The 22,907-nt window shown below is 46.1% G+C and carries 18 protein-coding genes; 9 read left to right on the plus strand and 9 right to left on the minus strand.

The window, feature by feature from the left end; translation table 11 throughout:
- Positions 1–36: 36 nt before the first annotated feature.
- From prpF to DQX04_RS10255, 5 genes are all read right to left on the minus strand, one after another.
- Entirely contained in the window at positions 37–1,212 is a 1,176-nt protein-coding gene (prpF, locus tag DQX04_RS10235; protein WP_111915833.1) for a 2-methylaconitate cis-trans isomerase PrpF, read from the minus strand.
- A 246-nt stretch (positions 1,213–1,458) separates the two neighbouring features.
- Positions 1,459–4,050 (minus strand): Fe/S-dependent 2-methylisocitrate dehydratase AcnD, encoded by a 2,592-nt coding sequence (gene acnD / locus DQX04_RS10240; RefSeq protein ID WP_111915834.1) that lies wholly within the window; start codon positions 4,048–4,050, stop codon positions 1,459–1,461.
- Position 4,051: 1 nt separating this feature from the next.
- Positions 4,052–5,176: a 2-methylcitrate synthase gene (gene prpC, locus DQX04_RS10245; protein ID WP_111915835.1), complete on the minus strand. Its 1,125-nt coding sequence runs from the start codon at positions 5,174–5,176 to the stop codon at positions 4,052–4,054.
- Positions 5,177–5,222: 46 nt separating this feature from the next.
- Positions 5,223–6,104, minus strand: a complete 882-nt coding sequence (gene prpB, locus DQX04_RS10250; RefSeq protein WP_111915836.1) for a methylisocitrate lyase — start codon at positions 6,102–6,104, stop codon at positions 5,223–5,225.
- A complete protein-coding gene (locus DQX04_RS10255; protein WP_111915837.1) occupies positions 6,101–6,790 on the minus strand; it encodes a GntR family transcriptional regulator in 690 nt (229 codons plus the stop codon). Before DQX04_RS10255 ends, prpB begins: the two co-directional genes overlap by 4 nt.
- Positions 6,791–6,996: 206 nt before the next feature.
- On the opposite strand from DQX04_RS10255, the gene DQX04_RS10260 reads away from it, so the two are divergent.
- Together DQX04_RS10260 and DQX04_RS10265 are read left to right on the plus strand one after the other, a co-directional pair.
- Positions 6,997–7,443 carry a DUF4440 domain-containing protein gene (locus DQX04_RS10260; protein WP_111915838.1) on the plus strand — a complete coding sequence of 149 codons (447 nt, stop codon included), beginning with the start codon at positions 6,997–6,999 and terminating at the stop codon, positions 7,441–7,443.
- A gap of 12 nt (positions 7,444–7,455) precedes the next feature.
- Entirely contained in the window at positions 7,456–8,823 is a 1,368-nt protein-coding gene (locus DQX04_RS10265) for a M24 family metallopeptidase (RefSeq protein ID WP_111915839.1), read from the plus strand.
- Positions 8,824–8,878: 55 nt separating this feature from the next.
- Here DQX04_RS10265 and DQX04_RS10270 read toward each other — a convergent pair whose 3' ends face one another.
- On the minus strand, positions 8,879–9,871 hold the full coding sequence (locus DQX04_RS10270; RefSeq protein WP_111915840.1) for an isopenicillin N synthase family oxygenase: 993 nt from the start codon (positions 9,869–9,871) through the stop codon (positions 8,879–8,881).
- Positions 9,872–10,005: 134 nt separating this feature from the next.
- Entirely contained in the window at positions 10,006–10,254 is a 249-nt protein-coding gene (locus tag DQX04_RS10275) for a hypothetical protein (RefSeq protein ID WP_111915841.1), read from the minus strand.
- A gap of 74 nt (positions 10,255–10,328) precedes the next feature.
- Here DQX04_RS10275 and DQX04_RS10280 point away from each other — a divergent pair, with 74 nt between their 5' ends.
- Positions 10,329–10,874, plus strand: a complete 546-nt coding sequence (locus tag DQX04_RS10280) for a DUF924 family protein (RefSeq protein ID WP_111915842.1) — start codon at positions 10,329–10,331, stop codon at positions 10,872–10,874.
- Positions 10,875–10,970: 96 nt separating this feature from the next.
- The gene (locus DQX04_RS10285) at positions 10,971–12,509 is read left to right on the plus strand and encodes a serine hydrolase (RefSeq protein ID WP_165831981.1); all 1,539 of its coding nucleotides are present in this window, start codon (positions 10,971–10,973) and stop codon (positions 12,507–12,509) included.
- Here the strand turns inward: DQX04_RS10285 and gabT are convergent.
- A complete protein-coding gene (gabT, locus tag DQX04_RS10290) occupies positions 12,504–13,784 on the minus strand; it encodes a 4-aminobutyrate--2-oxoglutarate transaminase (RefSeq protein ID WP_111915844.1) in 1,281 nt (426 codons plus the stop codon). The genes DQX04_RS10285 and gabT overlap by 6 nt on opposite strands.
- Positions 13,777–15,249, minus strand: coding sequence for an NAD-dependent succinate-semialdehyde dehydrogenase (locus tag DQX04_RS10295; RefSeq protein ID WP_207801105.1), 1,473 nt, complete (start codon positions 15,247–15,249; stop codon positions 13,777–13,779). Before DQX04_RS10295 ends, gabT begins: the two co-directional genes overlap by 8 nt.
- A gap of 104 nt (positions 15,250–15,353) precedes the next feature.
- Between DQX04_RS10295 and DQX04_RS10300 the strand changes: the two genes are divergently transcribed.
- From DQX04_RS10300 to DQX04_RS10320, 5 genes are all read left to right on the plus strand, one after another.
- The gene (locus tag DQX04_RS10300; RefSeq protein WP_111915845.1) at positions 15,354–16,274 is read left to right on the plus strand and encodes a LysR family transcriptional regulator; all 921 of its coding nucleotides are present in this window, start codon (positions 15,354–15,356) and stop codon (positions 16,272–16,274) included.
- A 65-nt stretch (positions 16,275–16,339) separates the two neighbouring features.
- Complete coding sequence (locus DQX04_RS10305; RefSeq protein ID WP_111915846.1) at positions 16,340–17,527, plus strand: MFS transporter; 1,188 nt, start codon at positions 16,340–16,342, stop codon at positions 17,525–17,527.
- Positions 17,528–17,607: 80 nt separating this feature from the next.
- Positions 17,608–19,431: a PLP-dependent aminotransferase family protein gene (locus tag DQX04_RS10310; protein ID WP_111915847.1), complete on the plus strand. Its 1,824-nt coding sequence runs from the start codon at positions 17,608–17,610 to the stop codon at positions 19,429–19,431.
- A 94-nt stretch (positions 19,432–19,525) separates the two neighbouring features.
- Complete coding sequence (locus DQX04_RS10315; protein ID WP_111915848.1) at positions 19,526–20,407, plus strand: carbon-nitrogen hydrolase family protein; 882 nt, start codon at positions 19,526–19,528, stop codon at positions 20,405–20,407.
- Between the two features lie 79 nt (positions 20,408–20,486).
- Positions 20,487–22,901, plus strand: coding sequence for a TonB-dependent receptor (locus DQX04_RS10320; protein ID WP_111915849.1), 2,415 nt, complete (start codon positions 20,487–20,489; stop codon positions 22,899–22,901).
- The last annotated feature ends 6 nt before the right edge of the window (positions 22,902–22,907 follow it).

Below are 22,907 nucleotides of genomic sequence, written 5' to 3' on the forward strand. Positions count from 1 at the left end.
ACCTGCTTTTTTATTTTTAGCCCGCTTTATTCTTGATTACTCAGGTTCTGGAACGCGAACCCAACCTTCCATCAGCGTTCTCGCACTTCGGCTCATTTTCGCTTTAGTGACAACCCACTCACCGTTGTGTTGTTCTGCTTCTGCACCGACACGCAACGTTCCAGACGGATGCCCAAAGGTCACTGCGTCACGTTCACCGCCACCGGCAGCCAAATTTACCAAGGTCCCAGGAACTGCAGCTGCAGCTCCTATAGCTACTGCCGCTGTGCCCATCATGGCATGGTGAAGCTTGCCCATCGATAGGGCTCGAACAACCAAATCAATGTCTTGCTCAGCAACAGTTTTGCCACTCGAAGAAACATAGGTTTGCGCCGGTCCAACAAAGGCAATTTTCGGTGTGTGTTGGCGACTTTGCGCTTCGTCTAGGTTATTGATTAAACCCATTTTCAGCGCACCATGAGCACGCAAAGTTTCAAAGCGTTCTAGCGCTTCTACGCTTTCATTAATCGCACCTTGTAACTCAGTACCGGTGTAACCAATAGCTTCTGCATTAACGAAAATAGTCGGAATTCCCGCGTTGATAAAAGTAGCTTCAAGCTCACCAAAACCTGGCACTTCAAATGTATCTACTACATTACCCGTTGGGAACATCGAGCCTTCACCGTCTGCCGGGTCAAGAAACTCAATAGGAACTTCCGCCGCAGGAAAAGTTACGCCGTCTAGCTCAAAGTCGCCCGTTTCTTGCACCTGACCATTGGTAATGGGCACATGAGCAATAATCGTTTTTTGAATATTGACCTGCCAAATACGCACTGTTGCGTAACCATTTTCAGGCACCAATTCTTTGTCGACCAAACCTAGAGTTACCGCACAAGAGCCCACTGCAGAGGTGAGGTTGCCACAGTTACCACTCCAGTCGATGAATGGTTTGTCGATAGACACCTGGCCAAATAAATAGTCTACGTCGTGGTCTGGCTTATCACTTTTCGACAAAATCACCGTTTTACTGGTGCTCGACGTCGCGCCACCCATACCGTCAGTATGTTTGGCGTATGGATCAGGACTACCCACTACACGTAATAACAAACTGTCGCGATATTCACCCGGCTGCTGCGCTTTCTCAGGTAATTCGTCAAGGCGAAAAAACACCCCTTTACTCGTACCACCACGCATATAAATCGCTGGAATTTTTAACTGTGGACTAAAACTCATACATCCCCTCAAAGTGGGGTCAGAGCACTTTGTGCTCTGACCCCAGTCTTTTAGACCCTCAATCGTTCTAACTTCCTGATATAAAGTTATTAATCAGAGAGTCAACGTATTTCCTCAAATAGAGCAGAACTCAAGATTTCGAAGAGAAAACTTTAATTAAGATCTTTTAAATCAAAATATTACAAGAGAAACTCAGACATCAACCTATGGGGTCAGAGCACTTTGTGCTCTGACCCCATTTTGGGTTTAGGTGTTACCTTCTAAGAAGTCTTGAGCAAAGCGTTGTAACACGCCGCCAGCATTGTAAATACTTACTTCTTCCTGCGTGTCTATGCGACACTTCACAGGCACGTCTACGCTTTCACCATTTTCACGGTTAATCACCAGCGTAAGTTTCGCACCAGGTGCAGGTTCACCTTTAACGTCGTAGCTTTCAGTGCCATCGATGTTTAAAGTTTTGCGTGTTGTACCCGCTTCAAACTCTAGCGGAAGTACACCCATACCGATTAGGTTCGTACGGTGTATACGCTCAAAGCCTTCAGCAACAATAACCTCAACACCAGCCAAACGTACGCCTTTCGCCGCCCAGTCACGTGACGACCCCTGACCATAGTCAGCGCCGGCAACAATAATCAACGGCTGTTTGCGTTCCATGTAAGCTTCAATAGCTTCCCACATACGGACAACTTTGCCTTCCGGCTCAATGCGAGCAAGAGAGCCTTGAATAACATCGCCATTGTCGTCACGAACCATTTCGTTAAACAATTTCGGGTTGGCGAAAGTTGCACGTTGTGCCGTAAGGTGGTCACCACGGTGCGTTGCATAAGAGTTAAAGTCTTCCTCAGGAACCCCCATAGAAGCCAAGTACTCACCTGCTGCACTGTCGGCCATAATCGCGTTAGAAGGCGACAAATGGTCGGTTGTAATGTTGTCGCCAAGCACCGCTAATGGACGCATACCCGTTAGAGTTGGCGCATTAGCTAACGCACCTTCCCAATAAGGAGGGCGACGAATATAAGTACTTTGCGGACGCCACTGATACAACGGGTCGATTTTCTCACCGTAGTCCACACTCAAGTTGAACATCGGGTCGTAAACCGTGCGGAACTGCTCCGGCTTAACGCTCGACTTCACAATCTCGTCGATCTCTTCGTCTGAAGGCCAAATATCTTTCAACGTCAGAGGGTTACCATCGTGATCATGGCCCAGCACATCTTTCTCGATATCGAAGCGAATGGTACCCGCAATCGCGTACGCCACAACCAGTGGTGGTGACGCCAAGAATGCATTTTTCGCATAAGGGTGAATACGCCCGTCGAAATTACGGTTACCCGAAAGTACCGCTACCGAATACAGATCTCGGTCGATAATTTCTTGCTGAATTTTCGGGTCAAGTGCACCACTCATACCGTTACAAGTTGTACACGCATAAGCCACTAGACCAAAACCAAGCTGTTCTAGCTCAGGCATTAAGCCCGCTTCTTTCAAGTACATGGTTACCGTTTTAGAGCCCGGGGCCAAAGAAGACTTCACCCAAGGTTTACGCGTTAAACCAAGCTTGTTTGCGTTACGAGCAATTAGACCTGCCGCCACCATGTTGCGAGGGTTACTCGTATTAGTACAGCTCGTGATAGCCGCGATAATACAAGCGCCATCAGGCATTTTGCCATCTTCAAGCTCGTACTCACCAGAAATACCGCGTTCTGCTAAGTCAGCGGTTGAAAGTAGCGCATGAGGATTCGAAGGACCAGCAAGGTTGCGACCTACAGAAGACAAGTCGAACTTCAATACACGCTCATACTTCGCTTCGGTCATGTCTGCTGCCCAAAGACCTGTATGCTTCGCAAACTTCTCAACCAACTCAACTTGCTCGTCGTCACGACCTGTAAGTTTCAAGTAGTCGATGGTTTGGTCGTCGATGTAGAACATCGCCGCGGTCGCACCATACTCTGGAGTCATATTCGAGATAGTAGCTCGGTCACCCACGGTTAGGCGGTCGGCACCTTCACCGAAGAACTCTAGGTATGCTCCAACTACACGTTCTTTACGCAAGAACTCAGTAATCGCGAGTACCATGTCAGTTCCGGTAATACCCGATTGAAGCTTACCTGTAAGCTCAACACCTACGATATCTGGCAAGCGCATATAAGAAGCACGACCTAGCATTACGCTCTCAGCTTCTAAACCACCTACACCTACTGAAATTACGCCTAGGGCGTCAACCATAGGTGTGTGCGAGTCAGTACCCACACAAGTATCAGGAAACGCTACATTGTCACGAACCTGCACCACTGGAGACATTTTCTCCAAGTTAATTTGGTGCATAATTCCATTTCCTGGAGGAATAACATCTACGTTTTTAAACGCTGTCTTCGTCCAGTTAATAAAATGGAAGCGATCGTCGTTACGGCGATCTTCAATAGCACGGTTTTTCTCGAACGCGTCTTGCTCGAAACCTGCGTGCTCAACTGCCAAAGAGTGGTCAACAATCAATTGGGTTGGCACAACCGGGTTCACCTTGGCAGGATCGCCACCTTTCGCCGAAATAGCGTCACGAAGGCCAGCCAAGTCAACCAAGGCAGTTTGCCCCAAAATATCGTGGCAAACTACACGAGCTGGATACCAAGGAAAGTCTAAGTCACGCTTTCTCTTTACGATTTGAGTAAGCGCGTCGGTAAGCATGTCTGGCTCACAACGACGCACCAACTGCTCTGCCAACACCTTAGAGGTGTATGGCAGTTTGCTGTATGCACCAGGCTCGATACTTTCAACCGCCTCGCGGGTGTCGAAGTATTCTAAATTCGTGCCTGGCAAATTTTTGCGATATTGAGAGTTCATATTAACGCTCGTCGATTGCAGGAACTTTACGAGGTGCTGGACCAGTGTAGTCCGCACTCGGACGAATAATACGGTTGTTCGCACGCTGTTCTTTTACGTGAGCAGTCCAACCTGTTACACGCGACATTACGAAAATTGGCGTAAACAATTTAGTAGGAATACCCATGTAGTGGTATGCAGAAGCGTGGAAGAAATCCGCATTTGGGAATAACTTCTTCTCGCGCCACATTACTTCTTCACAACGCACAGAAACGTCGTACAAACGGCTGTCACCAAACTCTTCAGAAAGCTTCTTCGACCAAGCTTTAATTACATCGTTACGCGGGTCAAACTCACGGTAAACGGCATGACCGAAGCCCATGATTTTTTCTTTACGCTCTAGCATACCCATTAGCGTTTGTTCTGCGTCGTCTGCCGACTTCATATCTTCGATTAAGTCCATCGCAGCTTCGTTTGCTCCACCGTGAAGTGGTCCACGAAGTGAGCCAATTGCAGCAGTTACACAAGAGAAAATGTCTGACAAAGTTGATGCACATACGCGAGCAGTAAACGTAGAAGCGTTAAACTCGTGCTCTGCATATAAAATTAAAGACGTGTTCATTACGTCGATATGCAATTGCGAAGGCTTTTTGTCGTGCAACAAGTGCAAGAAGTGCGCGCCAATTGAATCGTCGTCTGTTTCTGTTTCAATGCGTTTGCCGTCGTGGCTAAAGCGATACCAGTACAGAAGAATGCTAGGGAACGCAGCAAGCATACGCTCAATTTTCGCGTCTGCTTCACTGAAGTCTTCTTCCCCTTCAATGTTACCCAGGAAAGAAATACCTGTACGCATTACGTCCATTGGGTGCGCGTCTGCAGGAATGCGCTCAAGAACGTCTTTCAAGCTTTGTGGTAAGCCGCGCAATGTTTTCAAACGCGCTTTGTAGTCTGCTAATTGTGAAGTATTCGGTAGCTCGCCATGCGCAAGCAAATACGCAACTTCTTCAAAGCCCACTTTTTCAGCTAATTCTGAAATGTCATAACCATAGTAAGTTAAGCCAGAACCTGATTTACCTACAGTACAAAGGGCAGTTTCACCAGCTACTTGTCCGCGCAATCCCGCGCCACCTAATTTCTTATCAACCATTTCTATACTCCTAAATTTGTTGTGAATTCTTTTTCTTTACTACGACTTATTTCTTTGAAAAAAGCGCGTCTAATTTTTCTTCAAACGCGTGATAATTTAAGAAATCATATAACTCCATGCGTGTTTGCATGTTGTCGATTGAGTCTTTCTGATCGCCTTTCTCTAGAATATTTTCATAAACATTTAACGCAGCTTTGTTCATGGCACGGAACGCGCTTAACGGATACAGCACCATTTCTACACCAACGTCAGCCAACTCTTGCTTATTGAATAGTGGAGTTGCGCCAAATTCAGTAATGTTCGCTAGCACAGGTACGTTCAATGCTTTTGTAAACGCATCATATTGTTCTAGTGTATGAACTGCTTCAGCAAAAATGGCGTCGGCGCCAGCGTCAACGCATGCTTGTGCGCGCTCAATTGCAGCTTCTAAGCCTTCTTGTTGCAAAGCGTCGGTACGCGCCATGATCAGGAACTGATCGTCAATACGAGCATCAACAGCCGCTTTTACACGGTCTACCATTTCTTCTTGAGTCACAATTTCCTTGTTAGGACGGTGACCACAGCGTTTCTGCGCAACCTGGTCTTCAATGTGGAAGCCAGCAGCACCCGCACGAGTCATTTCCTTCACCGTACGAGAGATATTAAATGCACCACCCCAACCTGTGTCGGCGTCAACTAATAAAGGCAAGTCTGAAGCACCCGTGATTCGGCGAATGTCTTCACAAACATCATTTAACGAAGTCATACCTAAGTCAGGCAAACCAAATGATGCGTTCGCTACACCTGCACCCGATAAGTATAGTGCTTTATGGCCTACACGCTCAGCCATCATAGCTGTGTAAGCATTAATTGTACCTACGATTTGTAATGGATTTTCTGCGGCAATTGCCTCACGCAATTTTGCGCCCGCACTCGCTAACTGGCTCATGTTTGCTCCTCAATTTCTCTTAACTGAATTTCGATGTTGTCTCTAGATGCGCGAATGTGCCTGCGCATCAATAAATCTGCTAGTTCACCGTCACGATTAGCAATCGCTTGCAATATTGCCCTATGTTCATCGAACGCTCGCGAAACACGAGGGCCATTCATGCCTAATTGGACGCGGTACATTCTTGCAAGGTAATAAAGCTCGTCACACAGAATATTAATTAGATATGAATTGTCGCTGCCTAAAATGACGCGATAATGAAAGTCTAAATCACCCTCTTCTTGGTAATAACTTTCACCTTCGCTCACACGCTGTGTGGCTAAATGCTTGTCTAACAAAGCTTTCAAAGACTGAACTTCGCTTTCTGGCATTTTCTCTGCCGCCAGGCGGCAAGCTAAACCCTCTAGCTCTTCGCGCAGCTCATACAAAGCCCGTAAACTTTCGACTGACAGCCTTACAACGCGAGCGCCTACATTGGGTAAACGTTCTACTAAATGGCAACGCTCTAATCGCGCCAAAGCCTCGCGTAAAGGTGCTCTGCTTACTTGAAAACGCTTCGCTAACTCGGGCTCACTCATTTTACTGCCCGCAGGAATATCACCCTCCACAATAGCGTGTTGGATTTCCTGTAGAACTCGATCTGCGGTTGTAACTGGTGCCTTGAGAAGCGGAGAATGCAAAGCCATAATTGTCGACAAGTTTGAAACGGATGGCAATTTTAGGCTTAATTATTAGGTTTTTCAAGGTGAGGCAAACCATAATTGTCGACAAAGTGGTTATATTTACCGCAAAATAGATATTTAAATGTCGAGTAAAAGCAATAAGATATAAAGCAAAATAAATGCACTCGTGAAACCTATCAGATAAGGTAAATAAAAATGGAGGGAACAACATGAAAGCATTACTAGTTAGCTTAGCTGTATTTTTAAGTTTAACGATACCCCAAGCACAAGCCACGGAAGACCCAGTTGTTGGCACATTAAAATGGTTTTTAAACGGTGCAAGCTATAACGACCCAGACGTGCATCGGCATTTTTGGGCAGAAGATCTTACCTACACAAGTGGAAGGGGGCTACGCTTTGGTCGTGAGCAAATTTGGGCAGACATTGAGGGAGACACCCGCCTTACCGCTGAGGAAGTTGAGGTTTGGTACAGTGCTGAAGACATTTCTGTTTATCACGTAGACGGTGCTGCTATCGTGAATTTCACGCTTGTTGCGAAAAACGAAGCTACGCAAAAAGAAACACGATTCTATAATACAGCAGTAATGATTCAAGAAGACGACCTGTGGAAAGCCGTCAACTGGAATGTCACCGTTACCGCAGATTCAAGAGAATAAAAAGAGGCTACGATGAGAATAGGATTTGCAGTGGGCGCACTTTTAGCCGCCATAGGAATATTTGTTTTCTGGCCTTCTGTGGCCAATGAGCCGTCTCAAGGACGCGTGCTTAAGTCGGCAGAGCATTACCAAGTTCTTCCTCAACAGGCACGTATTGAACCGGTGAATGCGATGCTCACCGACAGGCTAGAGAATTTGCTGCCTGCACTTATGGAAGAGCAAAACATTGATATGTGGTTGGTACTCAATCGAGAGTATGCAGAGGACCCTGTGTATTTTACGCTGGTTCCACAACCCACTTTTGCCGCCAGACGCACCACTATGCTGGTGTTTAACAGATTAGAAGACGGCACAGTTGAACGCCTTACAGTGAATACCTATCCATTTGGAGCGCCTTATGAAGCGGCCTGGAGTGGTGGCAATCTAGACGAGCAATGGCAAGCATTAGGCGACCTCATCGTTGAAAAAGACCCTAGCTCGATTGGCATTAATGTATCTCGCGACTGGCCTGTAGCAGACGGGCTTTCTAGCGCGTTACACCAACGACTTACCGAAGTTCTACCAGACACTTTTCAAGACAGACTGGTTTCTGCGGAAAAGCTTGTCGTGCGCTGGGTTGAAACTCGCACCGAACAAGAATTAGAAATTTACCCACATGTACTTAGTCTGGCTCGGGCAGTTATTGGTGAAGCTTTTAGCTCACAAGTGATTACACCAGGTGTAACCCACACCGACGACGTAGCATGGTACATCCGCAATCGTTTTGAGGAACTTCAATTACCTATTTGGTTTATGCCTTACGTGAGCTATCAACGCGTCGGCACCGAGTGTGAAGAAGACACCTTCTTTTGTGGTAGTGAAGGGGTTATTCAGCGCGGTGACGTTCTACACACCGACGTAGGTATATGCTACCTAACGCTTTGTACCGATACGCAGGAAATGGCCTATGTATTAGAAGTTGGTGAACGAGATATTCCACAAGGGTTTAAAGACGCTCTACTTACCGGTAATCGCTGGCAAGACATTCTTACAGACAATTTCGTCACGGGAAGAACGGGTAACGAAATTCTTGCCGCAACCATCGCTCAAAATGAGAGTGAAGGAATTATTAGCAGCACTTATACGCATCCGCTAGGTTTTTATGGACACGCTCCGGGACCAACCATTGGCATGTGGGACAACCAAGGCCCAACACCGATACGTGGTGACTATCCACTTTATCCGAATACCGCTTATGCTATTGAAGGCAACGTGAAACAGGCCGTGCCTGAATGGAATGGGCAGTTTGTGCATATTCGTTTAGAGCAAAGCGCATACTTCAACGGAGAGAACGTTATCTACTTCGCCGGCCGCCAAACACAGTGGCACCTTATCGAATAAAAATGGGGTCAGAGCACTTTGGGGTCAGAGCACTAAGTGCTCTGACCCCAATTTTTTATGCCCAAGCTTCTGCGACGTCTGGGTGAGAACGCATTCGCCCTTTCAACACATTCTCACCGACTTGGTAAAACATTGGGTTATTCGGGTCACTTTCAGGGCCCAATGCCAGTTTCTTTTGCTCATCACTTAGCTCGAATAGTGGCACTGTACTGTCTAGCTGAGACGCTAAAAAGAACGCCACCGAATACCGTTCCGAACCCGCCGGAGGTGTTTGCACACGGTGTAATGTCGCGCGCAAATATCCGTCTGAAGCCATCTCCAACAATTCGCCAATATTAACCACTACGGCACCGTCTAACGGCGGAACGTCTACCCATCCCTCGTCGTCTTTCAGAACCTGTAATCCTGACTGCTGATCTTGAGTCACAATGGTCAAATAACCAGGGTCTTTATGGGCACCTACCCCCTGGCCACCGGCCTTATCGTCTCCTTCTTCTCCCGGATAACGAATGAGCTTCATGTGGGTATAAGGCTTGTCTATTGAAGTTCCAAAAGCGTCTTCGGGTTGACCTAATGCCTCTGCAAAGGCCATTAAAAGCTCTTTTGAAACATCGGTTTGTTCATTCTGGTAATTCAAAACCGCGTGGCGTAACTCTGGTAATGCCGTCGGCCATTGATTGGGTCCAATTAAGCGAGCCCACGAAGGATTACTGGCACTGAGTTCCACAGGCTGCTCTTCACGCATCACGTCAAACTGTTCACGAAAGTCGACGTTACCAGCGGTTATTTCTCCCTTGATTCGCGTGTAGCCACGAAAATGAGGAGAGTTCACCATTTGGGTTTCAAGTTTGCTCTCGAGCGGAAGTGAGAAAAATTGCTTCGAAAGCTCAAACACTTGCTGCTGCAAGCATTCTAATTGATGTCCTTTTACGTAGAAGAAGCCCACTGTACGCGCAGTCTCTGCCAGCGTGCGTAGAAAGTCCGCCTTGGATTTCCCTCCAGCGCGGAGTTCTTGCAAATCTAGAACGGGTAGTACGGTCTTACTCATTACACTCACCTACGAAAAGTTGAGTGCAGAGTATAAAAGCGAGGAAAGTGCGGGCGAACGAACGAATTCTTATTTTATAGAACTGAAAGAACTAAAAGCGCCCGCATTTATGTCATATATCTGACTTTGCTAGATTATTCGCGAAGCTCAATCCAGCCTGCAGTGAAGAAACCTTCGCAGTCAGTAGCGTCTTTCTTAATGTTGCTAGCGTCTAGAGAGCCAGCCATGCCGCCTGGCGTGCTAGGTACGTCGCTGAAACGCGGGTCATCACACTCACGGTCCATAGTGTAAGGGCCAGTGTCGTCACCAAAATCAACTCCACCACAACCTGTTAAACCCATCGCTAGAACAACTGCGCTTCCGAATAGAACTGTTTTTTTCATAATTACATCCATTTGTTTTTTATCAGTTTCAGGTCGATAATATTAATCAAATACATTGCAGGTCAAGTGAAAAAATGGTGACAGAAGCCCACGAGGTCCTCGATTTCTGGTTCCAAGAACTAAAACCATCTCAATGGTTTATGAAAGACGACAGCCTCGACACTCATATCACGGAAAGATTCAACGCAACCCACGAAGCCGGCTCAAAGTGCGAACTTTGGCATTGGCGAGGTAGCGCTAGAGGTAGGCTTGCTGAAGTTATCGTACTCGACCAATTCTCGCGGAACATTCACCGCAATAGTCCACTTGCTTTTGCCACCGATGCATTGGCTTTAGCATTAGCACAAGAAGCAATAGAGCGCGGTCATGACCAGTCACTTACTCCTGAAGAGCAAGCCTTTCTGTATATGCCTTATATGCACAGCGAGTCGAAGCACATACATGAACTTGCACTCGATTTATTCAATCAACCAGGATTAGAAACCAACTACGAATTTGAAGTGCAGCACAAAGCTATAATCGACAGGTTTGGTCGCTACCCACACCGCAATAGCATTTTGGGCAGAACATCTAGCCAAGAAGAAATTGAGTTTTTGCAGCATCCGGGGTCTAGTTTTTAAACTACAGTGGCGTTTGGAACTTCATAACGCCTGAAACTGGCACTATGTATCACAAACAACATGCTTCATATTTGAAACAATAAAATGGAGCGTGTTATGAAATTTCTCTTTGCTTCTGTTGCGGCAATTTTAGTAACGGCGTGCGCGGCTGATTCAAATTCTACTAATCAAGCCCCACCTGTCTCCCCCCCACCTCAAAGCTTTGAGGGCACTATTGAGTTTAATTTTTCAACGGAGTCATACAGAACCGTAAATGGTACAGACGATTCAGACTATAAATCTCCGCATACCATTCCCAACTTCAGTATCCAAGTAATACAGGAAAGCCATAGACTCATTGTCGCTCAACCTCAGTACATACACACCGACCATGGCGACTGGGACGTTGTTGTAAATCATGGTTACGCGGAAAACGACGTTTTCGAATTTCCATTCGCATTGGTTGAACGTAACCAAAATTGCACCCACCATGGGTTGATTCAAATAGATAATGCCGCCGCCAATGCTGAAATAGCTCAAGAAACGTGTGGATATTTACAATTCAATTTACAGGCTTCAGGAACAGCTAACCTAGTCAACCAAGCAATCCCCGAACGCAGCGAATATTTGCAGTCATTTGCAGCTCAAAACAAAGCTAACTTGCCAACAGCTTCTATTTCAGAACTGCCAACGACAATACAAAATGCCCTTAGTCGCCTTGATGACAAAACTGTTTACGGATTACTTTACGATGGCATCCATTTCCGTAGCGAATGCTCAACAAGACAAGGCAACGCGAAATATTGTGAGGATACGATTTTGCCTTCTTACTCTCTTGCAAAAGGGCTCGTAGCAGGGTTGTCGACATTACGTTTTCAAGCTTTGTATGGAGAGAGCTTTGCTAACACTAATGTTTCCGAACTTATTTCATACTGCACACCTGAAAAATGGCAAGATGTCTCTGTTTCACATTTAGCAAGCATGACTACAGGGCGTTATTTTAGTAGCGAATACATGAGTGACGAAGAAGGCATGAATACGATTGAAGATTTTTTCTTGCCAGCATCTCATGCCGACAAAGCGGCATTCTCATGTGGCTACCCGATTCAAGAAAGTCCGGGACTAACATTTGTCTACCACACTTCAGACACTTACTTATTAAGCTCTGCGCTGCAGCAGTACTATCACAACCAAACAGGTAACCCAGAATCCTACTATTCCGAAGTATTACTCGAAGATATTTATCGCCCACTTGGCTTGAGCTCTTTGACAGAGCTGTTTGTGAGTAGCCTAGATGAACCGCATATCCCTTACGCAGGATTCGGCCACTTCTACAATACAAACGACTTAGTGAAACTCGCCCAGTTTATCTGGTTAGATCAGGGGGAGATTAACGGTCAACAAGTCATCGATGCAACCACCGCACAAGCGCCAGCAGGCTCAAAAGTTTTTGAGAATGGCTTTTGGTTTTACACAGACGAAACCTATGAGTATTGTGACAAAGAACTGACGATTCCCTACCTTTCTGGCTATGGCGGAAATATTATCGCAGCCCTCCCCAACGGCATGATTCTCTATTTCATTGGGGACGACTTCGAATTTACCTTTGCGGATATAGCGCGGCGCCTACTCGGCGAGACGCCTTGTAATTCATGACATGCAGTGCTCAAATAATGCTTCGAACTTGCGCAGACCATCAGCAAGTACATTTTCCTCGATGGTCAGCGCGGGTAAAAACCGGATAACATTCCCGTAATATCCGCAAGCCAAGAGAATTAAACCATGCTGGCTTGCTTCCGCGACTAACTGTTTCGTGAGCTCAGGGTTAGGTTTGTCTGCATCTTCCTCGTAAACCAGCTCCATAGCTATCATCGCACCAACTTGTCGAATATCACCGATAACGTGCGAGTATTTGTTCTGTAGTTTCGTTAAACACGACTTAAACGTCTCTCCAACTTCATTCGCACGCTGCACGAGTTGTTCTTCTTCAATGACATCTAACACCGCGAGCGCTGCTGCACAGCCGACAGGTGAACCTCCATAGGTGCCTCCCAGGCCACCAGGTAGTGGCGCGTCCATAATTTCTGCTTTCCCTACAACAGCGGCAATGGGGAAACCGCCAGCAATTCCCTTCGCCATTGTGATTAAGTCGGGTTCAATATCAGCATATTCGGTGCAAAACATTTTACCCGTGCGACCAAATCCCGTTTGAATTTCATCTGCAATTAATACAATTCCATGTTCATCACATATTTGACGGAGAGCCTGTAGAAACTCTTTTGGGGCTTGGTAAAAACCACCTTCACCTTGAATAGGCTCAATGATGATTGCTGCAACATCCTCTGGGCCAATGTCCGCCTTAAACACATGCTCTAGCCCCTTCAGCGCTTGCGCTATCGAAACTCCATGGTATTCGTTAGGAAAAGGTGCGTGAAAGATATCAGCGGGAAAGGGGCCAAACAAAGATTTGTACGGAGCTACTTTACCTGTTAACCCCATGGTTAGGTTCGTTCGTCCATGAAAGCCTGCAGTAAAAGCTATCACGCCTCTTCTTCGTGTATGAGCACGCGCTATCTTCACGCAGTTTTCAACAGCTTCAGCACCTGTGGTTACAAACATTGCTTTTTTAACCGAATTCCCTGGTGCAGCACGGGTCAGTTTTTCCGCCAGTTCAACAGCTCCTTTGTAAGGCGAGATCATTAAGCAAGAATGACTAAAGTCTTCGACTTGACGTTTAACAGCTTCGACGACTTTAGGGTGACTGTGACCCGTATTGCAAACAGCGATTCCAGTACCAAAATCAATGAACCGATTACCGTCTTCGTCCCAAACTTCTGCATTATGAGCTCTCACCACATAGTGCGGGTATAGATTTCCTTGCCCCCGAGCAATAGCAGCGGTTTTACGTTGTTGTAGTTGAGCATTACTCATGATGTTCTCCTAGGGCAGATAAACCGCCTAAACTTAAATATTTGATATGAAGGTAATCTTCTAGCCCGTGTTTCGAGCCTTCGCGGCCGTAACCAGACTGTTTAATACCGCCAAATGGTGCGGCGGGGTTAGATATCGCGGCATCGTTAATACCTACCATGCCGAATTCAAGCGCCTTCGCGACTCTCCAAACACGGGCATAGTTTTGGCTATAGAAGTATGAAGCGAGTCCGTACTCGGTATTGTTTGCAATCTTTATCGCTTCTCTTTCAGAACCGAAGGTTTGCAGCACTACGACTGGGCCAAATAACTCATGGTCATGAATCGCCATATCTGCGGTTACTTGCGTCACCAGAGTAGGCGGCAACCAATTTTCAGAGCCCTGGTCACTGAGGTATTCTATTTTTGCTCCGTTCGACTCGGCCTCTGTTATCACATCCACAAGTCCCTGCTTGGCATTAGCTGTGATCATGGGACCAATGTCAGTGCCAGTGTCCATACCATCACCAACTTTCAATGTTTGCATTTGACGTTTGAGTTCTGCTAAAAACTGATCATGAATTTTCTCAGCAACCAATACCCTGTTAACCGCAACACAGGTTTGACCGGCATTTCTAAATTTAGCAAGCATCAATCCTGCAACTGCTGATTTAATATCTGCATCCTCAAAAACCATGAAAGGAGCGTTACCACCCAGCTCCATAGATACCCGTTTAACTGAACTTGCACATTGCGCTGTTAGAATTCGACCTACACGAGACGACCCCGTAAAGGAGAACTTGGCGACAAGAGGGTGCTTAGTCAGCACCTCACCGATTTCAGCAGATTGGTCTGAAACCACCACGTTAATTACACCATTCGGGATACCTGCTTTCTTAGCCAGTGCTGCCATCGCGAGCGCAGACAATGGCGTTTCATGCGCAGGCTTAACGACAAAAGTACAACCCGCAGCCAATGCAGCGGCAGCCTTTCGCGCAATCATGGCATTCGGGAAATTCCACGGTGTAATTGCAGCAACCACACCCACCGGCTCTTTTAATACAATGATTTGTTTGTCTTCACTGGGAGCAGGAATGACTTCGCCATAAACTCTACGAGCTTCCTCCGCGAACCACTTGAGGTAACCCGCGCCATAAGCAATTTCGCCTTTCGCTTCTTGCAACGGTTTGCCTTGCTCTAATGTCAGCAACGCAGCAAGTTCGTCCTGATACTGCATCATCAAGTCATGCCATTTCTCAATATACTCAGCGCGCTGTTGCGCAGAAGTGTTTTTCCAACTTTGAAAGGCATTGTGAGCCGCTTGAACTGCCCGCTCCGCATCTTTCGCTCTGCCATTCGAAATACTTGTTAAATGGGAATTATCCGCTGGGTTAGATACCGCAAACGTTTGCTTGGAACTCACCCAACTTCCATCAATAAATGAACACTCGGGTTTCAGTTGTGCAGGGATGTCTTGAAAATTCACAGTCGCCTCCTTTGGTTTCTGGGAATTTGAACACGCAAATAAAGGTTGATAAATAACAATGTTTAAACGTATTGTTTGATTAACATCAAACTAAAGCATCAGATATGAAACAATTAACTGACTTTGATATTCGGCTGATCCACGTTTTTAAGACCGTTGTAGAGTGCGGCGGAATAACTCCTGCGGAAACCGAACTCAACATTTCCCGCTCCACCATTAGTATTCATTTGAGTAATCTTGAAGCACGTCTCAACTTAAAACTCGCGCAGCGCGGTCGAGCCGGATTTTCGCTTACAACAGAAGGACAAGCTGTATATAGCGCGTCGCTCGAACTTAATCATGCGCTTGGCGACTTTTCCCGACTCGTGAGCGGTCTTAAAACAGAGTTGAAAGGTGAGCTAAAGTTTCTCTTTGCCGATCAGCTTGATATTGAGCGTCAGCATTTTCTCGCTGCTTTAATCGCTCAACTCAAACTCGAAGCCCCTCAGGTAACACCAGCAACAGATGTCATGCCACTACAACAAATTGAATTAGCCTTGTTGAAAGACCAAGCTCATATTGCTCTTATGCCGGGGTACCGACGTATTGATGGCTTGGAGTATCACACCGCATTTTCTACGCCGGTTTATCTTTGCTGCTGTCAAAACCATCCCTTGTTTGAAGAGGCGCTTACGGAAGTTGCACTTGAAAAATTACAAAAATATGAAGTGATTCATCCTGGTGTTGATATCAACCCAGAAGGAAGAAAACATTTAGCTCAGCTCAATACCGCGGGGAAAGCCTACCAATTCGACATTCGACTGGCGATGATACTTTCAGGCGCATGGATGGGCTTTTTACCGGAGCCTATGGCTAAGCCGCTAATCAATAAAAGCGAACTTCGATACATCAATCCAAGCACAATTAACTACGCTTTCGAGCAGTTTTTCGTGAGCAAGAAAAGCCCACGAGACGAGCGTCTCGTTCGACTTGTTGTGGAAACCATTCAACGCCAATTGGAAACTGGCTCTCCCCTTCCATCCTAACTGGCTCTTTCTCGACAGACTCACTGGTTTATGCTCTGGATAAATAATTATTAAAAGGTTCTCTCATGGAAGTAGCAATAAAGAACAGAACTTGGTTTAAATCACTGCCGGCTGCAAATGAACACGGCATCACCGCAAGAGTTTTATTGGCATTTTTAGCAACAGCGGGATTGTTTTACGTCAACATTATGCCCGCTATTGTTTCTGGCTTAATCGATGGTTTGGCTTTCACCCGCAGAGATGCCGGGCTTGTCGGCTCACTCAATATCTATGGCGCTGCAGTAGGTGCATTTCTGGCAATTTTCTTAGTGAAACGGGTTCCTTGGAAGCCGGTCAGTGCCGGTTTACTCATAAGCCTCATAACCATCGATTTCCTTAGTATGTTAGTTGAGCTTCCGCTGATTATGATGGCGTTACGTGCGCTTCATGGATTTGTCGGCGGTTTGCTTGTAGGCGTCGCTTTCGCAGTTATTGCGAGAACTCAGTACGTCCACAAAACCTTTGGCATGCTACTTTTAGTGCAATTCGGGTTAGGAGGATTAGGTGTTATGTTCCTACCTCCGCTTGTTCCAGTTTTCGGCGCATGGATTCTATTTTTATCACTTATCGCTTTTAGTACCGCAGCTCTTATCATGCTTCCTTTCCTAAGTGATTACCCCGTCGCTATCGTCGATAAAACCAAACCCGTTGCGCCTATTTTGTGGAAACCTTTGTCCTATTCGATTTTCGCCGTATTCCTCTTTCAAGCCGCAAATATGGCACTATACGCCTATATCATCGACCTCGGCGAACAAGCCGGTTTAACCAAAACCGCAATGTCTCCGGCTTTAGGCGTTAGTGCTTGGCTAGGTATTCTAGGCTCTGTCATGGTGATGTGGCTTTCCACTCGCGTCGGGAGATCGCTGCCGATTTTGATCGGTGTGTTAGTGACTGCAGGCGCAACTTTTGCGCTGCATTTTTCATTCTCACTCACCGTGTATTGGATAGCGAATATTCTGGTCGGTATTACTTGGGCCTTTAGTATTGCCTATTTACTTGGTGTTTGTTCTGAATTTGATAAGGCAGGACAAACCGCTGCGCTAGCTGGCTTTGCTTCGAAAATGGGGTTAGCGTCAGGGCCACTATTTGCGGCTCTCATTGTTACCGAGGGCTCGTATACAATGCTTATTAATATTGCCACCGCTATGCTTATCGCGGCAGCTTTCATTACACTTTATCCATCTAAATTGCTCGACAATAGCCCGGCTACTTGAGTCTGGCGTCAAGCTTGCAGCAGATTAGTAGCCTCTATATACTCATTTTGAAAAGCCAAAAATAAAAATGATTAGAGGCTATGCAGCACTTATTTGTGCTCGATTCGTCGGGTAGTACCAACCTTCAACAACAGCTTGTCCAAAAACTCATCCAAAGTATTTTGAATGGGCACTTTGCTTGTGGCAGTCGTATGCCCTCCTCTCGCAAACTTGCAGAGCAGCTGGGCGTCGCCAGAAACACTGTTGTTCATGCGTACCAAACCCTTATCGATGAAGGTTATTTAAATAGTCGCGAACGAAGTGGTATTTATGTCGCAGAAGACATTTTCAATACGCACCCCACTTTTGATGCATCACCTAATGAAGTGCTACCGGATGAAAACTGCAAACGATATGACTGGGATCAGGTTTTGTCCAAGGTCGGTGTGACGACATCTCCCCCCTCCTATCCGCAGAATTGGCAAAAATACCCATATCCTTTTATCGATGGTCAATTCGACCCTTCGTTATTTCCAGTTGCGCAATGGCGCGAGTGCTCGAAACTCAGTTTGAATGTAGACGAAATAAAAAACTGGGCATCGGATAGTGGCCAGCAAGACGATTATTTACTGACTGAGGAAATCAGGACAAAAGTTTTACCTCGACGGGGGATATTCGCAGAGCCTGAAGAAATAATGGTGACAATTGGGTCTCAGCAATCGCTTTATATTGTTAGCCGTTTACTCATGCACAGCCAAACCTTGCTTGCTATGGAGGAGCCCGGCTATGAGGGCATGCGCCAGCTTGCAAACCATGCGTTTTCACCTATTCATTACGTGGATGTTGAGGAAGACGGTTTAGATGTAGAAGCTATTCCTGAACATACAGGTTTTGTGTATACGACACCCAGTCATCAAATGCCTACAGCAGTTACAATGTCGATGGAAAAGCGAAAGGCTCTATATAAAAAAGCTCAAGACAACGACTTTGTTGTTATTGAAGACGATTATGAGTGTGAGAGTAATTTCATTCACCAACCTCATCCTGCAGTCAAAAGCTTAGACACTGAAGGTCGGGTTATCTATGTATCTAGCTTCTCTAAAGTACTAGCACCTGGCTTGCGCCTAGGCTTTATGGTTGCTTCTAAAGAGCTTATTTACAAAGCTCGCCAACTCAGAGCTCTCATTTCAAGACATCCTCCGGCAAACAACCAACGCGTCATGGGTCTTTTCTTGAGTCTTGGTTATTACGATTTAACCATGAAAAAGCTAAACGAAGAATTAGCCGAGCGCTGGCATGAACTTCGAGAAGCTTTAAACCATTACTTAGCCACCAGCGTGGTAACCACACGAACTGTGGGCGGAAGTACATGTTGGATTAAAGGACCCGACCAACTTAACAGTCAACGATTTGCCGCCGAAGCTGCAAAGCACGGTATTTTGATAGAGCCAGTAAACCGTTTTTACGGCGGAAAGAATAAACCTTTACAGTATTTCAGACTTGGTGTTACGAGTATTCCTACACCCAAGATTCGAGAAGGCGTGGAGTTACTCTCGAAAGTTATTAAAGAGTGGCAACAAGAAGAAGATGCACTCTTTGCAAAGCCTCCGGGAAGACAGTTAAAAGGTGACAAACTTAGAGAGTTTGCCAGTCATTGCGAATATATTGGCAGGACTGTTTTCGGCGATCCCTACCGTATTAGATTATGCGACGATGGTTCTATGGAGGGCTTTGAAGGTTACCATGACGAGAAACATGACCATGGTAAATGGTGGCTAGAAGGTGATATTTGGTACCGCCAATGGAATCAATGGTCTTATGGCGAAACCTTAGGCTTTAACATTTATATTCAAAAGAACCAAATCTTCTGGGCTAGAGATGGACGAGTGGTTGATTCCGCATTCTTCGTTTTACATGAAGAATAGGTATTGGCTCTGTCGAAGACCTCTGACTGGCTCTACTCACTTTTTTACTTAGTCCCTACTCTGTAGCCATGGAAAGCTATTGGAGTATTAGCTAATGTCAATTTTCTCAATTGCAGGATTGCAACTTGATTTGTCCGCGGTGAAAGACTCGGGCAGCAGCAATTTCGGGTTCATTCGAGAGCAAGTGGTCAGCACGGTGCGTCGTTTTCCTCACGTAAACATGGTCGTGTTACCTGAGCTTTGTACCTACGGACCTGCGCCTAAGTTTGCAGAGCAACTACCTGGAAATACAGAGAAGCAATATCAAGACCTTGCGCGAGAATGCAACGTTTGGATTTGTAATGGTTCACTATTCGAGCGCGAAGGTGATCAAATATACAACACCATGTCGCTTATAGATCCTGCAGGTAAGATAGTTTCTCGGTATCGTAAAATTTATCCCTTTTTACCTCATGAAATTGGAATATCTTGCGGCAACAAACCGACAGTTGTTGAGATACCAAATGTAGGTCGCTTCGGTTTATCGATTTGCTATGACATGTGGTATCCAGAAACCATTCGCAGTTTAGTTTGGGACGGCGCTGAAGTAATCATTCATCCCACCCTTACCAATACCATTGACCGCGATGCAGAAGTTTCCATCGCTCGCGCCAACGCCACTATGAACCAATGCTACTTAGTTGATATCAACGCCACTGGCTCCATGGGTGTCGGCAAATCAATTGTCGCTGGCCCAGGTGGCGAAGTCATTCACCAATCGGGAGAGCAGCATGACGTTATCGTGGTCGACATCGACCTGGACTACTTGCGACGAGTGAGACAGGAAGGCTGGAATGGTCTAGGACAGCCTCTGAAAAGCTTTAGAGACAATTTCAAAGCCTATCCACCGTATCAACCTAACGCCGAATCCACCTATTTGAACGCTTTGGGGCCTCTAGAAAAGCCCAAACAAAGAGACTGGACCAACAAAACATAAATAACTGGCTCTTACCGAAAAAACGTCGATTTTCTATCTTGCTTAAGTGCCCAATATTATAAAAACGGGGAAAACAGAAATGAAAGCAACAACATTCCGAAAGAATCAAATCGCGATAGCGATCAGCTCAGCACTAATATTCAGCGCACAAACTGCAATAGCGCAGAGTGATGAAGCAGAAGAGGCTAGCGAAGCTGAAAAATATGAGCGAATCACGGTCACTGCTACAAGACGTCCTCAAACCGTAGAGGAAATTCCATATAACATCTCAGTAATTAGCGGCGATCTCTTAGAAGAACGTCAAATTATTGATTCTGTTGATATGATGCGCGAGCTTCCAGGTATTACCGTAGTCGACCGCGGTTACCGTAATTCTGGGGTTATCAACAATATTGTTATTCGCGGCATGAATGTCGATTCAGCAGGTAATGGTGATTTTGCCGTGAACGCGACACCTACCGTGTCTACGTACGTTAATGACACACCAATTTTTGCGAATTTTATCTTAAAAGATATCGAAGCCGTTGAGGTTCTTCGCGGGCCGCAAGGCACGCTATATGGTTCAGGCGCATTAGCAGGTACTGTGCGCTATAAGATGAATAAGCCTCGCCTATTTGAAAATTCAGCAACTGTAAGTGCGCGCTTAAGCCAAACAGAGGGTTCTGAAGGCTTCAACCAAAACTATGATGTTATTGCCAACCTAGCAATAGGTGATGCAATGGCATTTCGTGCAGCCATCGGTCGCATTGATAACGACGGGATCGTGGACTACACAACACTTTATGAGCGGAATGCAGCTGGTGCGCCGGTAGCGGCGGGAGGTGACATTGCGAATGGCGGCCCGGTATTCACAAACCGCGAAGACGCAGACACGGTAGCTATAGATTACGGACGTCTATCTCTTTATTGGGAAGGCTCTAGTAATTGGAATGCTTTGCTTTCTTATCAATATCAAACAGATGACATAGGTGCGCGTCGGCAAGTTACAACAGGAACAAATTGGGTTGGTGGAACCGAGCAAGCTTATGGAGAATATGAAAACGGTGCTGTTCAATTAGAGCCAAGCGAGAGAGACGTTGATCTCATGTCACTGGAAATCGAGGGTGACTTAGGCTTCGCGACTTTGACTTCTAGTACCTCCAACTACGACCATAGCGGAAGCTCAATTTCAGACAATACCGGCTTTTATGCGCAAAACAATTGGTTCGCATGGTTTTATGGTGGCTCACCTCGTCCTCTAGCTACTGCCTCTCGTTTTTATGAAGACAGTGCTTTCACGCAAGAGTTTAGATTAGTATCAAACACAGACGGTCCATTAGATTGGGTGGTTGGTGCATTCTACATGGACCAAGATACAGCTTCAGGACAAGACAGCTTTATGCCTGGATTTAGCGAGTGGGCTGAAGCTAGCGGATTTGATGCCACACTGGCTTCATGGGGCGGAGTGCTCGGAGATCAGGACTTTCTCTATAGAGACAGTCGAACCGTTGAGGAAACATCGGTATATGGCGAGCTAACTTATCATGTTAGCGAGCGACTGCGTGTTTCAGTTGGAGCTCGTTACTTCAACAACGACATTTCCAACAACACAACAATAGACCTTCCTATTTACCCAGGTCCATCAGAGGTGGACTCGGACTTCACAGACGACGGAACTCTGTTCAAAGGTAATTTCTCGTTCGATGTTTCGGAAACTATGGTTTGGTACGGAACGATATCAGAAGGTTATCGTCGCGGAGGTACCAGCGCTGTACCCATTACTGGCGGATTCGCTGAAAACCCAGAATATTTAAATTACGATGCTGACAGCGTTCTTAACATAGAAACGGGTATTAAAGGCAATATAGGTCGCCACTTCTATGGTGTATCGGTATTCCGCATGGACTGGGACGATCCTCAGTTGAATATCTCCACTCCAAACTGGGGCTTTTATGCAGCAGTTAATGGAGAATCAGCGGTTTCTCAAGGTCTTGAGCTCGAGTTTCGTGGTTACTTAAATGAAAGCGTGCGCTACAACTTAGGTTATGCCTATGTAGACGCCACTTTAACTTCTGACTTAGTGGTTCCATCTGGTACGCAAGCGGCTCCTAGTTCTTACGTTTATGCAGAAGACGGAGAACGTTTGCCGAGCATGTCGGAACATACCCTGTCTGGTGGCTTAACCCACAACATGGTATTGAACAATGGCATGTACTTGGTGACCAGCGTGAGTGCTTACTATCAGTCTGATAGCAGGAATTCGTTAGGAAGTAATCCTAACTTCGACATTGACTTGGATGGCTTCTGGTTAGCCAATTTCAGCACGTCTTTGCAAGCTGAAAACTGGGAAGTCGCGCTATACGCCAGAAACATTTTCAATGAAGAAGGTGTAACAGGTGTATTGTCAGAAGGGTACATGGGCACCGATCCAGGCGAAAACTTCTACGGTAATAGCTCTAAACAATACATTACTCAACCAAGAACTATTGGTATGGCCTTTACCTATCGTTTCTAAAAGGTC

Source organism: Aliidiomarina sp. B3213, from assembly GCF_003290085.1.
GTDB lineage: Bacteria > Pseudomonadota > Gammaproteobacteria > Enterobacterales > Alteromonadaceae > Aliidiomarina.